16 protein-coding genes are annotated in these 15,446 nt (G+C 35.8%); 4 read left to right on the top strand and 12 right to left on the bottom strand.

Annotated elements, in window-relative coordinates:
- Positions 1-4: 4 nt before the first annotated feature.
- The gene (locus tag DBR39_RS22795) at positions 5-481 is read right to left on the bottom strand and encodes a hypothetical protein (RefSeq protein ID WP_228447903.1); all 477 of its coding nucleotides are present in this window, start codon (positions 479-481) and stop codon (positions 5-7) included.
- A gap of 111 nt (positions 482-592) precedes the next feature.
- The gene (locus DBR39_RS22790; protein ID WP_124536976.1) at positions 593-2,479 is read right to left on the bottom strand and encodes a DNA topoisomerase IV subunit B; all 1,887 of its coding nucleotides are present in this window, start codon (positions 2,477-2,479) and stop codon (positions 593-595) included.
- Between the two features lie 295 nt (positions 2,480-2,774).
- On the opposite strand from DBR39_RS22790, the gene DBR39_RS22785 reads away from it, so the two are divergent.
- Together DBR39_RS22785 and DBR39_RS24405 are read left to right on the top strand one after the other, a co-directional pair.
- A complete protein-coding gene (locus DBR39_RS22785; protein WP_124536975.1) occupies positions 2,775-3,923 on the top strand; it encodes a methionine aminotransferase in 1,149 nt (382 codons plus the stop codon).
- Between the two features lie 314 nt (positions 3,924-4,237).
- Positions 4,238-4,408, top strand: coding sequence for a hypothetical protein (locus DBR39_RS24405; protein ID WP_185147246.1), 171 nt, complete (start codon positions 4,238-4,240; stop codon positions 4,406-4,408).
- A 119-nt stretch (positions 4,409-4,527) separates the two neighbouring features.
- Here the strand turns inward: DBR39_RS24405 and DBR39_RS22780 are convergent, their stop codons facing one another.
- The 6 genes from DBR39_RS22780 to DBR39_RS22755 all read right to left on the bottom strand — a co-directional run bounded on the left by DBR39_RS22780 (position 4,528) and on the right by DBR39_RS22755 (position 9,622).
- A complete protein-coding gene (locus tag DBR39_RS22780; RefSeq protein WP_124536974.1) occupies positions 4,528-5,292 on the bottom strand; it encodes an SDR family NAD(P)-dependent oxidoreductase in 765 nt (254 codons plus the stop codon).
- 89 nt (positions 5,293-5,381) lie between these two features.
- Positions 5,382-6,320 carry a helix-turn-helix domain-containing protein gene (locus tag DBR39_RS22775; RefSeq protein ID WP_124536973.1) on the bottom strand — a complete coding sequence of 313 codons (939 nt, stop codon included), beginning with the start codon at positions 6,318-6,320 and terminating at the stop codon, positions 5,382-5,384.
- Positions 6,321-6,379: 59 nt separating this feature from the next.
- Positions 6,380-7,159 (bottom strand): helix-turn-helix domain-containing protein, encoded by a 780-nt coding sequence (locus DBR39_RS22770; protein ID WP_124536972.1) that lies wholly within the window; start codon positions 7,157-7,159, stop codon positions 6,380-6,382.
- Positions 7,160-7,165: 6 nt separating this feature from the next.
- The gene (locus DBR39_RS22765) at positions 7,166-8,296 is read right to left on the bottom strand and encodes an MBL fold metallo-hydrolase (RefSeq protein WP_124536971.1); all 1,131 of its coding nucleotides are present in this window, start codon (positions 8,294-8,296) and stop codon (positions 7,166-7,168) included.
- Complete coding sequence (locus tag DBR39_RS22760) at positions 8,293-8,595, bottom strand: hypothetical protein (RefSeq protein ID WP_124536970.1); 303 nt, start codon at positions 8,593-8,595, stop codon at positions 8,293-8,295. The genes DBR39_RS22765 and DBR39_RS22760 overlap by 4 nt, the downstream gene beginning before the upstream one ends.
- A gap of 1 nt (position 8,596) precedes the next feature.
- Positions 8,597-9,622 (bottom strand): SDR family oxidoreductase, encoded by a 1,026-nt coding sequence (locus tag DBR39_RS22755; RefSeq protein ID WP_124536969.1) that lies wholly within the window; start codon positions 9,620-9,622, stop codon positions 8,597-8,599.
- Positions 9,623-9,853: 231 nt separating this feature from the next.
- Here DBR39_RS22755 and DBR39_RS22750 point away from each other — a divergent pair, with 231 nt between their 5' ends.
- Positions 9,854-10,051 carry a bacteriocin gene (locus tag DBR39_RS22750; protein ID WP_124536968.1) on the top strand — a complete coding sequence of 66 codons (198 nt, stop codon included), beginning with the start codon at positions 9,854-9,856 and terminating at the stop codon, positions 10,049-10,051.
- A gap of 39 nt (positions 10,052-10,090) precedes the next feature.
- The gene (locus tag DBR39_RS24400) at positions 10,091-10,249 is read left to right on the top strand and encodes a hypothetical protein (protein WP_165835326.1); all 159 of its coding nucleotides are present in this window, start codon (positions 10,091-10,093) and stop codon (positions 10,247-10,249) included.
- Between the two features lie 258 nt (positions 10,250-10,507).
- Here the strand turns inward: DBR39_RS24400 and DBR39_RS22745 are convergent, their stop codons facing one another.
- The 4 genes from DBR39_RS22745 to DBR39_RS22730 all read right to left on the bottom strand — a co-directional run bounded on the left by DBR39_RS22745 (position 10,508) and on the right by DBR39_RS22730 (position 15,389).
- Positions 10,508-11,587: a hypothetical protein gene (locus tag DBR39_RS22745; RefSeq protein ID WP_124536967.1), complete on the bottom strand. Its 1,080-nt coding sequence runs from the start codon at positions 11,585-11,587 to the stop codon at positions 10,508-10,510.
- 83 nt (positions 11,588-11,670) lie between these two features.
- Complete coding sequence (ychF, locus tag DBR39_RS22740) at positions 11,671-12,762, bottom strand: redox-regulated ATPase YchF (protein ID WP_124536966.1); 1,092 nt, start codon at positions 12,760-12,762, stop codon at positions 11,671-11,673.
- Between the two features lie 178 nt (positions 12,763-12,940).
- Positions 12,941-13,492: a ferritin gene (locus tag DBR39_RS22735; RefSeq protein WP_124536965.1), complete on the bottom strand. Its 552-nt coding sequence runs from the start codon at positions 13,490-13,492 to the stop codon at positions 12,941-12,943.
- 280 nt (positions 13,493-13,772) lie between these two features.
- A complete protein-coding gene (locus DBR39_RS22730; protein ID WP_124536964.1) occupies positions 13,773-15,389 on the bottom strand; it encodes a glycoside hydrolase family 10 protein in 1,617 nt (538 codons plus the stop codon).
- Positions 15,390-15,446 lie beyond the last annotated feature (57 nt).

Raw genomic sequence — 15,446 nt, 5'->3', positions numbered from 1 at the left:
TTTGTTAATCTTTTTTCTCTTTATTAGCTTTCACTACTTTGTTCAGAGAGAGTTTTAAATCGTTTACTTCTTTTTTGGTCAAATAAGAAATCTGGTACTTCAATATGGTAGAACCATTATTCTTACTTGAAACTGTAACATATAATCTTTTGACAAAGAAAATACAAACCACGTCATATTTTATCAGCTTATATTTCGGAAATTCATCGTGAAGAGGCTTGTCCAAAAAAGGAATAATATTCCTGTTTTTAAAATTAAGCGCTTCTCCATCGCTGTCATATTCAAAAATTTGTCGTCCGCAAATATAAAAGATAATCAGCAGCAGAACAGGAACAATAACCAATAAATAACTTTCTTTCCCCAGTGCATTAAATCTATATTTATTGGCTGCAAATACGATTAACCCAAACATTGTCATCATTAAAAGCAGGGTACTCAAAGAGTTATAAACTGATACTTTATTACGGTTACTTAGTCTCATTTTGATTTTTTTGGTGTGTAAGTTTTATAATCTCCTACTTCATCCAAAATTGTGTTTTTTTCAGTCTCTATATGGTCTTTTACGACCATTTTTTTTGATTTAAAGTTTTTTTTAATTTTCTACTTCCTCCGGAATTACTTTTTTATCAATATCCGTATCATCCTCCACCACAAGATTTTCAAGAATGAAAACCTGTCTGTCCGGAGTATTTTTTCCCATATAAAACTCCAGAAGTTGTTCTATAGTCTGGTCTTTTCCTATCACTACAGGTTCTAGCCTGATATCTTTACCGATGAAATGTTTGAATTCGTCCGGGGAAATCTCTCCTAATCCTTTAAATCGTGTGATTTCAGGATTTTTCCCCAACTCATTCAATGCTTTTACTCTTTCAACTTCTGTATAGCAGTATCTTGTTTCTTTTTTATTTCTTACTCTGAATAACGGAGTCTGAAGGATATAAAGGTGACCGTTTTTTATCAGATCCGGGAAGAACTGCAGGAAGAAAGTAATCATCAGCAAACGGATGTGCATCCCATCGACATCGGCATCGGTAGCAATGATTACCTGATTATATCTCAGGTCTTCCAAGCTTTCTTCAATATTCAAAGCCGCCTGAAGAAGGTTAAACTCCTCGTTTTCATAGACCACTTTCTTGGTAAGACCATAGCAGTTCAGCGGTTTACCTTTAAGCGAGAATACAGCCTGTGTTTCTACATCTCTGGATTTTGTGATAGATCCTGATGCAGAATCTCCTTCGGTAATGAAGATCTGAGAATCTCCTTTTCTCTCGGCTTTCTGATCATTATAGTGCTGTCTGCAGTCACGAAGTTTTTTATTGTGAAGAGAAACTTTCTTTGCTCTTTCTCTCGCCAGTTTCTGGATTCCGGAAAGTTCTTTTCTTTCTCTCTCGGAAATCAATATCTTTCTTTGGATCGCTTCTACAATGTCTGGATTCTTATGTAGGAAGTTATCCAGTTTGCTTTTAAGGAAATCTATGATAAATATTCTTACCGTAGGTCCATTCGGTCCAATATCATTAGATCCTAATTTTGTTTTGGTCTGAGATTCGAAAATAGGTTCTTCTACATTGATCGAGATTGCTGCGATAATAGACTTCCTGATATCGGAAGCATCAAAACTTTTATTGAAGAACTCACGAATCGTCTTTACATACGCTTCACGGAATGCATTAAGGTGTGTTCCCCCTTGAGTGGTATTCTGTCCGTTAACGAATGAGAAGTAGGTTTCTGTCTGAGATTTGTCAGAATGTGTAATCGCTACCTCAATATCTTCATCCTTCAAATGAATGATCGGATAAAGGATATCACTCTCTAATTCTTCTTCCAACAAGTCTTTAAGCCCATTTTCAGAATAATACGTTTCTCCGTTGAAAAGAATTTTAAGTCCCGGATTCAGATAGGCATAATTGCGGAGCATTCTTTCGATATACTCTTTTCTGTATTTGAAATGCAGGAAGATATCTCCATCAGGAACAAAGGAAATTTCAGTACCATTTCTGTCTGAAGTCTCTTTTTCTTCAAAATTTTCTGTGATCACTCCACGGGAGAATTCAGCTGCTTTCATTTTTCCGTCACGGAAAGAACGCACTCTGAAGTAGTCTGAAAGGGCATTCACCGCTTTACTACCGACCCCGTTCAATCCTACAGATTTTTTAAACGCTTTACTGTCGTACTTACCACCGGTATTCATTTTGGAAACAGCATCTACGACTTTTCCCAACGGGATTCCACGTCCAAAGTCACGGATGGTAACTTTGCCGTCGTCCAGTTTTATTTCAATTCTTTTTCCGGATCTCATCCTGAACTCATCAATAGAGTTATCAAGGATTTCTTTTAGCAATATATAAATACCATCATCAGCGGAAGAACCATCACCGAGCTTCCCGATGTACATACCGGGGCGCAGACGGATGTGTTCCTGCCAATCGAGGGTTCTGATATTATCTTCGGAGTAGGTTGGATTTATTTCTTGTGACATATATGATTTCAGCAAACATACAAAAGTACAAAATTGTCCAAAATTATCCGAATTTTAAAAATCATTTTTTACTAACTTTTATCGTTTTGTCAAGAGAACAGTCATAGAGTTTTAACACAATCAAATTTGTTCCTAGTACAAAAGCAATCAGAGTTTATTTTTAACTCTCAAAATTTTCGTTACCTATTACATCTTATAGAAATTTTATCTTTTGGCTCGTCAATAAATATTTTATTACCATAATTTTCAGACTGTTTTAAATATTTCATTAAATTCGATCAACAAAACTGTTTTTATGATACAACTTCCTTTATCAAAGCTTTCCAATGTAGGAACTACTATTTTCAGTCAGATGACTCAGCTTGCCAATGAAAATGAGGCGATTAATCTTTCTCAGGGGTTTCCTGATTTTATGCCTGATCCGGAATTGCTGAATTACGTAGATCATTTTATTAAAAAAGGCTTCAATCAGTATGCTCCATTAGGAGGGATGATTGGTCTAAAGGAAGAAATTGCACGAAAAATCGAAAACAGCCACCAGGCAGTTTATCATCCGGATACTGAAATAACGGTTACAGCAGGCGGAACTCAGTCTATTTTCACCGTTATTGCCTCTTTTATCAAGAAAGATGATGAAGTGATTATTTTCGAACCGGCTTATGATTGTTATGAACCTACTGTAGAGCTTTTCGGAGGGATTGTAAAACGTTTTGAGATGAAAGCTCCGGATTATGAAATCGACTGGACAGCTGTAAAAAGTCTTGTCAGCGACAAAACCCGAATGATCATTCTTAACAATCCTAATAACCCATCAGGTAAAATCCTTAAAGAAAATGATATCCAGGAGCTTATTCAACTGGTAAAAGGAACTTCCATTCTTATTTTAAGTGATGAAGTATATGAAAATATTGTTTTTGATGGTAAACAGCATCTAAGCATCTGTAAATATCCTGAGCTTAAAGAAAGAAGTTTTCTTATTGCCTCATTCGGGAAACTTTTCCACGTTACCGGTTGGAAAGTTGGCTATTGTGCTGCTCCTAAAATCCTAACGGACGAATTCAGAAAGGTGCATCAATTCAATGTGTTCTGTGTAAATACTCCTATTCAGCTTGCATTGGCAGAATACATGAAGAATGAAGAGCATTATACCCACCTGAATCAGTTTTTCCAGGAAAAAAGAGATTTTCTGAGAAAAGGTCTTGAAGGAACTTCTTTTGAATTTCTGGATTGTGAAGGAACGTATTTTCAGGCTGTAAAATATGGTAAGATATCGGATAAAAATGATTTTGACTTTGCCTCAGAGCTTACCATTAATCACAAGGTTGCCAGTGTTCCTTTCTCTTCGTTTTATAAAAATAAACTGAATGAAAATGTGATCAGATTGTGTTTTGCCAAGAAGCAGGAGACCTTAGAAAGGGCTATTGAGAATTTATCGCGGATTTAATCATGTTTTTATTGTTTTGTTTGTAAACGCTAAGACGCAAAGAAATTTTATAAGCCAGATGTTTTTAGGGCGCGAAGATTTTATCTTCGATAAAATTGTACTTTCCTAAAATGATGTGTATATCTCAACTCTACTCTTTTTTAAGAATGCAACGGGAAATCTATTTTTTCAAAGAATATTATATATTTTATTCTCCCGTAGATTTTTATTTATTATTTGGCTGAAACAATAAATGATTTTTCTCTTTAATAAGTGATTTATACATTATAATTTTTCATATATTTATAATAATCAACTTATTAAATAATAAAACCATGAAAAAAGAGATCAAAGGAAAAAGATTAACAAGGAAAGAATTACATACAGTGAATGGAGGTTTTGGGAATGTAAGATGTACCAATTCTTCGGGATATTGTGTATATATCGGCCCTGGATGTAGAGAAGCAGAGTGCCAGCTGCCGGAACCTCTTGAACCAGATGCGTAGATTGAATCAGAATCAAAAGTCTACTCTTCTCAAAGAAACAGGAAATAATACAATCGGCTGGCTCAAAAATGAGCCAGCCGATTGTATTGTAATTAAGATTAATCTCAGAGAATCAAGTCTTATAAAAACATTCCTCCTGAAACTTCAATTCTCTGGCCATTGATCCATCTGGCATCTTCCGTACACAGGAATGCTACTACTCCACCGATATCATCAGGAAGTCCTACTCTTCCAAGAGCTGTAGCCCCTGCTACCATTGCATTGATCTCTTCATTATCTCTCACTCTACCACCCCCAAAATCTGTTTCAATAGCGCCCGGAGCTACTACATTTGCTTTGATCTTTCTTGATCCTAATTCTTTGGCCATATATTTCGTAAGCATTTCTACACCAGCCTTTATTGATCCATAAATAGAAGATCCGGGTGTTGCAAACCTTGCCAGCCCTGAAGACACATTAATAATTCCTCCTCCATCATTGATGAATGGCAATAATTTTTGAGTCAGGAAAAACACTCCCTTGAAATGGATATCCACAACATCATCAAGCTGTTCTTCTGTCACTTCCGTAATCGGTGAATACAAAGCTGTTCCTGCATTATTGACAAGATAGTCGATATGAGTACTTCCTGTATTTTCCTGTAAGTGATCCGTAACGTCTTTCACAAAAGTATCAAAGCTTTTCATGTCTTTGGTATCTAGCTGAAAGGCAGCAGCGTTCCTTCCTATTGATTTAATTTCATTAACAACAGCTTCTGCTTCTTCTTTGTTGCTTCTGTAAGTAATGATAACATCAAGTCCTTTTTGAGCAATTTTAAGCGCTGAGTTTTTTCCCAATCCACGGCTTCCTCCAGTTACCAGTGCGATATTTGTTTTTGTGTTCATTGTATTTTGATTATTTTGATGGTACAAAGTTGGGGTATTTTCAGACTGAAGTGTTTGCTTGAATCAATCTGAAATTTGCAAAATTCAAATCAGGAACGAAATTCCAATGGGGTAAACGTGGTTTTTCTTTTAAAGAAATTGGAAAAATGGGCTATTTCTTCAAAACCTAAAGCATAAGATATTTCCGAGACGTTCCATCTGGTCTGTTTTAACAAGATTTTGGCTTCCTGAGTAATACGGTCAGAAATAAATTCCGTCGTTGTTTTTCCGGTGCTTTCTTTTAATCTTTTATTCAGATAATTGACATGCACAGCGAGTCTGTCTGCATAATCTTTTGCTGTTTTCAACTGCAATCTCTGTTCCCAGGATTCAATAGGAAACTGTCTTTCCAACAACTCTATAAATAAAGAAACAACTCTCATGGAAGCATCATTTGAAGCCGATATTTTGGATGCCGGCTGTAGTTTCTGCCCATAGTGAATCAGTTCCAGGACATAGTTTCTGATCAGATCATATTTAAATACATAGTCTGAATCGATCTCTTTTTTTATTTTTTTAAAAAGGTTTTCAATCTCTTCTGCAAGTTCATTATCAATTTCAAAAACGGGTACTCCCCCAGGCTGAAAGATAGGGAGATCTTCGAGGTTATAGTAAGATTTATCTTTAATGAAAAAGTCTTCTGTAAACACACAGAAACTTCCTGACTGGTCCGGATCTTCAGGCACCCAATGATAAGGAACCTTAGGGGTAGCAAACAATAAAGCGTTTTGCTTGATCGAAATTACTTTGTCTGCATATTCTGCCCTGTTTCTCCCTCTTATAAAGCTTATCTTATAGTATTTCCTTCTGTTATAAGGCATTTCAGAAGTCGTTTTTGCCCTTTCAATCGTCTGGGCAATATCGAATACATTAAAGTGCCCAATATCTTTATGAAGTCCCTTTGGAAAAATACTTTCCAGATCCTTGCCTAATTTGGCGGCCATCTCTTTATAAAAATCTTCGAGTGAAGTATGTGCTATTTTTTCCATCGCAGATGATTTGTAAAATTCAAATATACAAACTTATAAAACAGCCAGCTTTGAATGTATCAAAGATTACTTGCCAGCACTCCAAATTCTTTTTTAAATGCAAATGAGAAGTGTGATAGATCCTCAAATCCAAGGTTAATATAAATGTCTGAGGGTCTTTGTTTTTTTTCTTCAATCAGAAATTTTGCTTCCTGTAAGCGTCTTTTGATTAACCAGCGGTTGGGTGTTTCATCAAATATTTTTTTAAAATCTCTTTTAAAAGCAGATAAACTGCGTCCTGTAAGGTAGGCGAAGCGTTCTAAATTAACATTAAATTTATAGTTTTTCTGCATAAATTCTTCAAGATCCAACCGCCCAGGAACGCCAAAATCAAAGAGTATATCTGACAATTCCGGATGCAGCTGCAATAGGATGAGTAATAATTCTTCTCTCTTTACGTCTGAAAAGGCATTGTTTATCTGCCCGGAATCTGTGTAATAAGGTTCTAATGAAAGCAAAAAACTATTAATTATCGGATCTTTTTTTACAGGAATAAAAGCATTTTTTGACTGATAATTCTGAAAAGACAGGCTGTGCTTTTTATGAAAGTCTATTAAAAATGGTTCATCAAAAATAAAAATGACTTTTTCAAATTCGTTATTGTCTTTCTGTTTATTATAACGAGCCAGACGGTTTTTACGTACAATACAACTGTCACCAGGCTTCAGCACATAATGTTTATTGCCATCATAACCGTTCATGGTTCCTTTTGCCAGAAATAAAAAGAAATGTTCCTCTATAAATTGTTCCGGCGAAATTGTGGGACCGACAAAACAGGATTTTATCTCAGTTATTTTCATAGTACATTATTTTATATTTTTCCACCATTGCTTAAACTGCTGTGTACTGTCATTCAGTTTTACCTTTTCACCAATCATAGGGGTAGCAAGGCGGTAAGATTTTGACTGTGACAGTGCTGAAATACGTTCTAAAGGTTCATTCCATGGATGTCTTGCCAGTGTAAATTTGGAATGGTGAACGGGAAGCATATTTTTTGCTTTCAATTCTGTGGCTGCCAGCGCTACTTCTTCAGGAAGCTCATGCACCGACTGCCATGCTTTATTGTATTGTCCGCATTCCATGATAGCCCAGTCGATGGAAGGGTATTTTTCAGCAATCTTCTTAAAACGGCTGCTATAGCCTCCATCTCCACTGTAATAAACATTCATGGCAGGTGACTGGATAAAAAATGAGAGCCATAAAGCCTGTGAACTTTTAAAACCTCTCCCTCCGTCATGATGAGAACTTTCAGTAAAAATGGCAAAATCCGGCTTTACCTGTACTTTATCGCCCCAATCTTTTTCAATAATCTGCTGTTTTGTATAGCCCCATCTTTCATAATGTGCGCCTGCTCCCAGTCCACAAACCACATGTTTCACTTTGGGTTGTAAAGCTTGTACTGTTTCGTAATCCAGATGGTCGTAATGATCGTGTGAAAGCAGCATATAATCGATCTCCGGCATATCATCTGCCGTGTAAATATCGCTTCCTTTGTAAGCTTTTACTCCCCAGGGTAATGGTGACGCCTTACCACTGAAAACAGGATCTACTAAAATCTTAACTCCATCCAGCTGTAAAAAGAAAGAAGAGTGTCCGAACCATACGATCGCATTTTCGTTTGCAGGAATTGATTTCAGATCCGTTTTTATGGAAGGTATGGCATCAATGGGTTCTGTATGAGGATATTCTTTGGCCAGAGACCTCCATATTTCACCTAACATGCTGTATCCTTCAGTAATCGTTGGTTTTTCTTCCAGGTTCCTGAATTTCCCTTCTTTATAATGGGATGATTTTTTGACCTGTTCTAATCTTTCTCCTTCAGGTAATGCTCCAAATTGCGGCTTCTTCATATAAAACCAACCTATAAAGATCATTATCAGAATGAGACACAATAAAGCAATTATAGTTCTTTTAAGCAGTTTTAAGAATGTTTTCATCGGGCTGATATTTTAATGTCTTTCACTTCCAATACAGTTTGGGGATACCCTTTGTAAACACAGTGAATCATAGCTAATCCTACTTCATTCATCCTGCAGATCCAATTGGGGAAAACCAAGTACCACAATGGTGAAAGTGTATCAAAAATACGGTAAATAAAGCGAACATTTTTCTGACCTTTTACGGGCCTCATGAATCCGGGGCGAAAATTATATACTGCTTTAAAAGGAAGTTCAAGCAAAGTATTTTCAGTTCTTCCTTTTACTCTTGCCCACATTACCTTACTAATGACTTTCATTTTAAATCTGATTAAATTTAATTAAACTTTCTGCGGCAGCTAATATAGCTTCTTCGGCTTTTCCTGGCTTCCATCCTAATAATTTTTCTGCTTTTTCACTACTGGCTCTTTTTACCAATCCAAAGTGAGGAACAATCATTTTTAATTTTGGATTAAAAACAGCAAACAATCGGATGATCCAATTAGACAATTCTTTTGTAGGTGCCTTGTCTGCAACCTTTCCTAAATTGTTTCTGAGAACAGCAGCCACTTCCAGCATAGAAAGGGCTTCTCCTGCTACAGCAATAAAGCGCTGACCATTGGCTTCGGGCATACTTAATGCTTTAAGATGAAGATCTGCAACATCCCGTACGTCTACAAAGCCTGTAATCAGCTTAGGACAGCCTCTCATTTCTCCATTGAGCATTTGTTTTATAATCTGAATAGAATGCGCATAATCATTTGATAAGACCGGTCCCATCACAGTCGTTGGATTCACTACAGACAGTTCCATCCCATTGCCCTCATTTTGGATAAAATCCCAGGCAGCTCTTTCTGAAATGGTTTTAGAACGCTGATAAGGCGCTACTGTATCATTGAGCACCGTCCAGTCTTCTTCCGTATAAGGCGTATTTTTCAATGTACCGTAACTCACAGCACCAAAGGCTGAAGTCAGCACAACTCTTTTCACCCCTGCTTTTTGGGCAGCTCTCAACACAAAAAGCACTCCGTTTTTAGCCGGAATCACAAAATCATCTTCTGTTTTTGCATCGGTATGAGGTGTAGGTGAAGCTGTATGAATAACGTATTGACAGCCTTCAACAGCTTTTTCCCAACTTGATTCATTTTCTAAATCGGCTTCCGCAAAAGTTAAGTTTTCAAAAGAGCTGATTCCTCCTTCTTTCAACATTTGTTTTACCAATTCTGACTTATTAAGGGAACGAAGGGTAGCTCTTACTTTATACCCATTATTAAGCAGGGCAATCATACAATAAGAGGCTATAAAACCTGAACCTCCTGTTACCAAAACCGTTTGTTTATTTTCCATCTTTCTGAAGTATTAGTAAGGCAAATTTCCAAAATAAAACACTAAATCAATGTGTTGAAAAGTCCATTCTTATTGTGTTGAAAAGTTCAATGGATTTGCTAATTCAGTGTAAGCCAATTGTTAATATTACAATTAATTAGGTAAATAATTATACATTTTTTCTAAACATGGTGATATACTTCAATTATTTTTATTACTTTCGTTAAAACTAACCCATTAAAAATCAAATCAATGAAAAACCAAATCAATCAAATCGGGAAAAAATTAAACAAAAAAGAATTAAAAACTATTAAGGGAGGTATGTTAGATTGTATGGAGCCAATTCTATGTACAGAATTTCCTTGTGAAACGTATCCACCTGATGATGTAAGAAACTGTACTAAGATTTCAGTCGGTTGTGCTCAAAAAATTTGCAGACCACAGCCTTAAGATTTACAAAATAATTAACTAAACCCAAAATCAAGTATTATGAAAAATCAAGATTTAAACCACGGAAAAAAATTGAATAAAAAACAATTAAGAGTTATTACTGGTGGAAAAGAAATGTGTCTGCTCCCTGATCTGACTTGTAAAAGAATTTCTTTTGCCTGTGCAGAGCTACAATGTCAGCCTGGTATTGAAATTTAATGAATACAAATAATTAAAACATGAAAAGCTTAACCAAAGGGAAAAAACTTAATAAAAAAGAGTTGAGAACTATTGCTGGCGGAAAACCAAAATGTTTTGTAGGAGGTATCTGTATAAGGATTAGCGATGATTGTGCCGAGCCACAGTGTAATATAATCCATGATCCAGCATAATTTAATACTTTATAAGATTCCTATTTATCATAAAAGAATCGCTTCCAATAAGGAAGCGATTCTTATTTGGATAGAACCAAGGTATTTAAATAATATATCCTCCAATCACTTTGAGTTTCCATGTTCCTTTTTGATAATCTACAGAATAATCATTTTTAAAACTGTTTCCAACTTTATATATATAGAAACTGTTCGGATTATTTTTATTTTTCTGAATTTTGGAAATTTCTTGATCCACAAGATCTGTAACTTTGGTATAGTAGGTTTGATTATTCTTTTCTTCAGGCATAAATAAAACTCTGATCTCTGGATTGATCTGGTGAAAATAATCACAATTATTTTTGTAAATCTGGAATGTATAATGCCTGTTTTTCAGATTTGCATTTCCGTAATATGGCAGCAACAATTCATAAAGCTCAGTGAATTTATTCTTTTCAGATTTAAACATTGGATTCATGTCTTCAAAATCGTCAATTCCATCGCCATCTGTATCTTTATTATTCGGATTTAACCCAAAACTTTTTTCAAAAATATCGTTATAACCATCATGATCAGTGTCTTTCATCAGATCCTTTAACTTGATTTTAAACAACTTACCGTCTTCCATTGCCGAATAATCAGTATAACCGGGACGTCCACCCACCTCTACCGTTTTCACCAGACTTCCTTCAACCTGAAGATAATCTCCCTGAATTATTGGGTTTTCCTGAGTCCGATTAAAATAATAATGATTGGTGCTAAGTCCCAGAAAATAAGCTTTAGGGATGCTATTTTCTATTTTAAGCAGCCAGAAACCTAGATTATTTTTGCCTAAACCATACAGAGTATTTCCGATCTGCTGTTTTGCTAAAAAATAGAATTGATCAAAAATTTTCTCATTTAATATTTTGAAACTATCTTCATTTTTTGCTATGTTTTCTTCAAAACCCTGAATATAAGAATGAGATTCCACACGGTCTTTTTTAAATTCTCTATATTTCTTAAGGTTTATAATATCAAGATAAGCCGGCTTTTCAGCAAGAATTTGTCTAGCGGTGTAAGGCTTTTTTATTTCGAAGACAACAACATCATCTGTGTCATTGATCTTGTCAACAAAACAATTATCTTCATTAGATTTTGAACAGGAAAAAGATAAAATAAGGATTGTGAAATAAAAGATTTTCATCGTTAAAGTTTAGTACTTAAAAGCAAAAAACGCTCCCAAATTCATGGAAACGTTTTTTATTATAAACGAACTTTAATATTTTCTTATACATTGAATCTAAAGTGCATGATGTCTCCATCCTGTACAATATATTCTTTACCTTCTACAGAAAGTTTTCCGGCTTCTTTTACTTTTACTTCAGAACCGAAATTGATATAATCATTATACTTGATTACTTCTGCACGGATAAATCCTTTTTCGAAGTCTGTGTGGATTACTCCTGCAGCCTGTGGAGCTGTCCATCCTTGTCCGATAGTCCAAGCTCTTACTTCTTTCACTCCAGCAGTAAAATAAGTCTGAAGTTTTAAAAGATCATACGCTTTTCTGATCAAACGGTTTACTCCCGGCTCTGTAAGGCCTAATTCTTCAAGGAAGATTTCTCTTTCCTCAAATGTTTCAAGCTCATTGATGTCAGCTTCAATCTGTGCAGCCAATACGACTACTTCAGCACCTTCACCTTTCGCCATTTCTTCAATCTTACCAATCCAATCGTTTCCGTTTTTGATAGAATTTTCATCTACATTACAAACGTAAAGTACCGGTTTATTGGTTAGCAACTGAACCTCTGAGATAATTGATTTTGCGAAATCATCAGTAGCAAATTCTCTTGCATTCTTACCATCTTCAAGGAATTTCTGTAAATTCTGAAGTATTTCGTAAGTAAGAAGATCTTCTTTCTTCCCTGACTTAATAAATTTCTTAGCTTTTTCAACTGCTTTTCCTACTGTTTCAAGGTCTTTCAACTGAAGCTCAATATCAATAATTTCTTTATCTCTTAAAGGGTCTACTGAACCTTCAACGTGAATGATATTTCCGTTATCAAAACATCTTAAAACATGAATGATCGCTTCGCACTCACGAATATTAGCTAAGAACTGGTTTCCCAGTCCTTCTCCTTTACTGGCTCCTTTTACAAGACCAGCAATATCAACAATCTCAACTACAGCGGGTAAAACTTTCTCAGGTTTTACGATTTTCTCCAGTTCAAACAATCTTTGGTCTGGCACAGAAACCGTTCCAAGGTTTGGTTCAATTGTACAGAAAGGATAGTTTGCTGATTGAGCTTTTGCGTTGCTCAGACAGTTAAAAAGAGTTGATTTACCTACATTCGGTAAGCCTACGATTCCACATTTCATATTGTAAAATTCAAAGTTTAAGGTTTAGAAGCAACTCAAGGGATCAGCAACGTTAAACATTGAACTCCGAACCTTGAATTACGAGTGCGCAAAGATAGTGATTTTTGAGGGAGTTTCATAATAAAAAAATCTGTCAGTATTCTGACAGATTGTAAAAGGTATTGGTTTACCCGCTAACCTATGGATTGTTTCCGGTAGCATTCTGAGCCAGCGGAACATCATTGGGTGCTTCCTGTAAAGTTTTATCTAAAGTAAATAAAGATTCGTCTGTAGCTCTGTCACCGCCTGCAATTTTCAATTTATCAATTAAATTCTGTGCTAATGTTTCTTCTTCAATCTGTTCCTGTACAAACCACTGCATAAAATTCCAGGTTGCCCAGTCTTTTTCTTCCATAGAAAGATCTACAATTTTATAGATGGATGTTGTATTATCAACTTCATGCTTAAAAACACCATCGAAGCATGCAGTAAGAGTTTTAGGGTCGGCTGGAGGAGCTGGAATTGCGTTTACTTTAGGTTTTCCGCCCCGGTTTAAAATATATTCCATGAATTTGATCGAATGGTTTCTTTCTTCCTGAGAATGACGGTAAAGGAAATTGGCGATTCCCTGATAGCCTTTATCATCGGCCCAAATTCCGTAAGATAAAAAAATGTGTGATGCATGAATTTCCTTATTCATCTGGTCACTAAGTGCTTTTTCCATTTTTGCGGAAAGTCTTTTAGTATTCATAATTTTACATTTTGGTGATTATGTGAGTAATGATGCAAAAATGGTTCCGATACGGTTATTATTTTAAGCAAAAATAGACAGAACACTTAAAAAGTATATTGATTTTCAGTATTTTAAATTGATAATTTATAGTTATTCTAAAATAAAAACCCAGTTCTTTTCAGGACTGGGTTTTATTGTTATGATTGAAATTGCTTCACCTAATGGTTCGCAATGATAAGTATTGATTATGGATCTTGTAGTTTAAAAAATTGTCTTTTTATGTTTATACCATAAGACACTACTTAATCTTTTTCGCTGTATAATCACTTTCATTTCCTAATCTATCGATGGCTTTAATGGCAACTGCATTCAGTTTTTTACCGTCTTTAAATTTAGGAATATCTTTTGAAAGGGTATCCAGCGTTACAATTTCAGTTTGCCATACTCCGTTGTATTGGGTGAAAAGGGCCCACAGAAAAACATCAGCAGCATTTTTTATGCTCCAGCTGGTCTGTGCAAAGCTTCCGTTATCTGCAATAAATAATGTTGGAGTCTGCAATGGAGCCGTTTTTATCCATGGGGACTTTGGCACCAATGCTTTTTCATTGTATGGTCCATTTTTCAACGTAGGAAGCATGTTGGGATTTTTGGTAAGTCCAGCAATACTCCAGTGAATTTCTCCGGCATCATTTTTCAGGATATTTCGGGAAATCTCAATCTGGTTTTTGATCTCTGTCGGACGATCTGACACTCTGATCTCTACGGTATTTAATCCCGGCCAAAGGTGTCGGTTCATTGTATTTTCAGACTTCCACCAGTTTAAAAGTGCTTCAAAACTTTGTCCTTTAGAATCAATAGGCCAGTAAAGTTGTGGTGAAAAATAATCTACCCAACCTTTATTTAACCATAATTTGGCATCTGCATACAACTCGTCATATTGTGAAGATCCAACAACTCCCGCAGGATATCCTGGCTTCCATATTCCAAATGGGCTGATCCCAAATCTTACATTATTTTTTTCTGCATGAATTTCTTTATAGATTCTTTCTACAAATTTATTCACATTATCTCTTCTCCAGTCTGCTCTGGATAAGTTACCACCACTGCTTACGTAAGCATTCCAGGTTGCATTATCAGGGAAATCGGCTCCTTTGTTATAGGTTGCATATGGATAGAAGTAATCGTCAAAGTGAATGGCATCAATATCGTATCTTTTTACAATATCCTTTACAACATTGGAAACATGACCCTGAGTTTTCGGATTGGCCGGATCAAACCAGTACATTCCGTTCTTTAATCTTACGACAATATCAGACAGTTTATTAGCCATTGAAAGTCTATTCACAGATCCTCCATTGGTATGATGGGCGCGATAAGGGTTTAACCAGACATGCAGCTCCAACCCTCTTTTGTGGGCTTCTTCTATCCAGAACTGAAGCGGGTCATAATTTGGAGAAGGTGCGGTCCCTGTTTCTCCTGTCAGAAAATAAGACCATGGCTCGATATTACTTGTATAGAGCGCATCTGCGGAAGGTCTGATCTGAAAAATAGCAGCATTGAAATTATTATCTTTCAGCATATCCAGCATGCTGATTGCTTCTGCTTTCTGCTGGTCTACTGTAAGATCATTTCTTGAAGGCCAGTTGATATTGGCAACACTTGCGATCCAGGCTCCACGGAATTCTCTTTTGATTTCCGGAAGAGTGGTTCTGAAATTATCGTCAGATGAAGCTGGAGTTCCTGTTGTAGGTTTTACAGCTACAGGGTTTATTTTTGGTGGGGTTGTATTGTTGGTGGGTTTTGTCGGATTCTTCGTGGAGGGTGTTTTTACAACATTGTTCTGAACAGAACATGAACTAGTGTACGATGCAAAAAAGCCCAATAAAACGATAAGTTTTAATTTATTCATTCTCATAGTCACAAAACTACTTTAAAATTTATTTGTTATTTCTCAGAGATTATTATGCCAAAA

It is taken from the genome of Chryseobacterium sp. KBW03 (genome assembly GCF_003852415.1).
Classification (GTDB): domain Bacteria; phylum Bacteroidota; class Bacteroidia; order Flavobacteriales; family Weeksellaceae; genus Chryseobacterium; species Chryseobacterium viscerum.
This window is presented reverse-complemented; position numbering and strand designations above follow the sequence as displayed.